At 52.0% G+C, this 1843-nt stretch carries 1 protein-coding gene; it reads left to right on the top strand.

What is annotated here, in order from left to right:
• Positions 1 to 195: 195 nt before the first annotated feature.
• Complete coding sequence (locus RSA72_RS14450; RefSeq protein WP_332624735.1) at positions 196 to 1668, top strand: EcsC family protein; 1473 nt, start codon at positions 196 to 198, stop codon at positions 1666 to 1668.
• The last annotated feature ends 175 nt before the right edge of the window (positions 1669 to 1843 follow it).

The following is a 1843-nucleotide window of genomic DNA, read 5'->3' on the forward strand; positions in this document are numbered from 1 at the left end:
ATTTTTGAATTGCAATCATGATAGCAGAAAGATTTTTGAATTCTTATGGCAAATCCTATGCCTATTTGGGCCGGCGCTCATTGCTGCGCCGCCTGCGCATCAATTAACTAAAAGATACACAATAATATTGAGATAAACTCAGACAGCACCTAGTATTTATCCATAATTTCAAGAATTGGAAAAGCGGGGGAAGGAATGGCGGATTCTAAGAATAAGCAGGCAGCGGGTTTCCTGTCAGATGCCTTTGGAGTGGCTAAAAAGCTCAGCACGGCAGGCGTGTCGCTGCTGAATCACGCCGCGCCGGATTCGGTCAGCAGGCTCGCTTCATCCGCAGGCTATGCGCAGGCGATAGAAGGCGCGGCGCAGCCTCAAGGTGTTTTTGCATCAAAAAGCTATGAATATCCGCAGCAGGTCCTGCGTGAGCATCTGCCGAATGTCTCGCGCCAGCTGCTGGGCCGGCATTACAGCAGGGTCAATCATGTGGCGCATTTTGTGCCGCCGCAGCTTTCGGAAAAAATTTCAGACTATTTATTTGAGCAGCTGAATCAGTTCAGTTCCAGCCTAAGCTCGGTGGATGATGTGCTGGATCAGGCGGGTGTGCGTGATTTGGAAGAGCTTACGCAGGATGCCAGCCGCTCCAGGCGCCTCAGCCAGGCTTTGGCGGAGCAGAATAAATGGATTGCTTCACTGCAGGGCGCACTGACCGGGGCAACCGGCGCGGTGGGGGCGGCCATAGATGTTCCGGCCTCGCTGGTGATGGCGCTGCGGGTCATCTATCAGGTTGGGCGCTCTTATGGCTTTGACCTGAGCAAGGAAAGCGATCAGGACATCGTGCAGCATATTTTCAGGCAGATTGATTTAGGCCTGATTGCTGAAAAGCAGGCGGTGCTGATGGCCTTGAAAACGCTTTCCAGCACCATTCAAAGCAGCGACATCAGCCAGCTGCAGCAGATGCTGGGCTCAGGCAATGACACCAAGGTGCTGAAAAAATATTTTCTGGATGAAAACGGGCAGTATAAGTGGCCGTGGCTGAATCAGCTGCCGAAAGTTTCTCTGCTGGACAAGCTGGCTAAGCTGACTCCGTTTGCCAGCGCGGGCGTAGGCGCTGTATACAGCTGGCGCCTGGTTGATGAGGCCAATCAGAAGGCGCAGCAGGTATTTTCACATGCGCGTGAATATTTAATTCAGCATGCGGATCTGCAGCTGCCGCCGCTGGCTGCCTATGAAAAGTCTTTAGAGCTGCTGGCGCAGGCCGGGCCAAAGCTGCTGGAATCCATTAAGTCCATTGAAAGCAGCCTGAAAGAGCCGGTGCTGGATCAGACGGTTGAAATTTCCGGCAATCAGAATATCAGCCAGGTCAAAGTGCTGAAAAAAAACCATGCGGCCCCGGCCAGCAAGGAGGAAAAGACTGCGCAAGTCGCTGATGAACTGAATGCCTTGGCGAAAAAGGAAGTCGCGCCCAGCGCCGCCGTGCCGCCGCAGCAGCCCGCTTTAGCTGCTGCTGAAGATGATTTTCTGGAGAATGGCTTTGCGGATGACGGTTTTGCCGGCAGTGATTTGGCGCCGGTGAATGAAGTATCTGCCACAGCAGCCGAGGCGGCTGCGCCGCCTAAAAAGCCGGCCAAGAAAAGAGTTACAAAAAAACCGGCGGATGATGTGCAGAAATAAGCTGCTTATTCATGAGGAAATATCCGGTTAAAACTTGATCTGCTCAAGATTTGGCGCTGTGCTGAATCTTGACCATTTGCGCATCCTGAATTACAATTGCATGCCCTCAAAAAGCAGTATGTTTTTGGGGCTTTTTATTAACGGGAGAATTGCCAAATGGCAACAACAAATCAGT

It is taken from the genome of Acinetobacter sp. (assembly GCF_036659555.1).
Classification (GTDB): Bacteria; Pseudomonadota; Gammaproteobacteria; order Pseudomonadales; family Moraxellaceae; genus Acinetobacter.

What these genes read in the sequence shown, in the direction of transcription:
- RSA72_RS14450 (WP_332624735.1), top strand. Translation starts at nt 196, where the DNA reads ATGGCGGATTCTAAGAATAAGCAGGCAGCGGGTTTCCTGTCAGATGCC.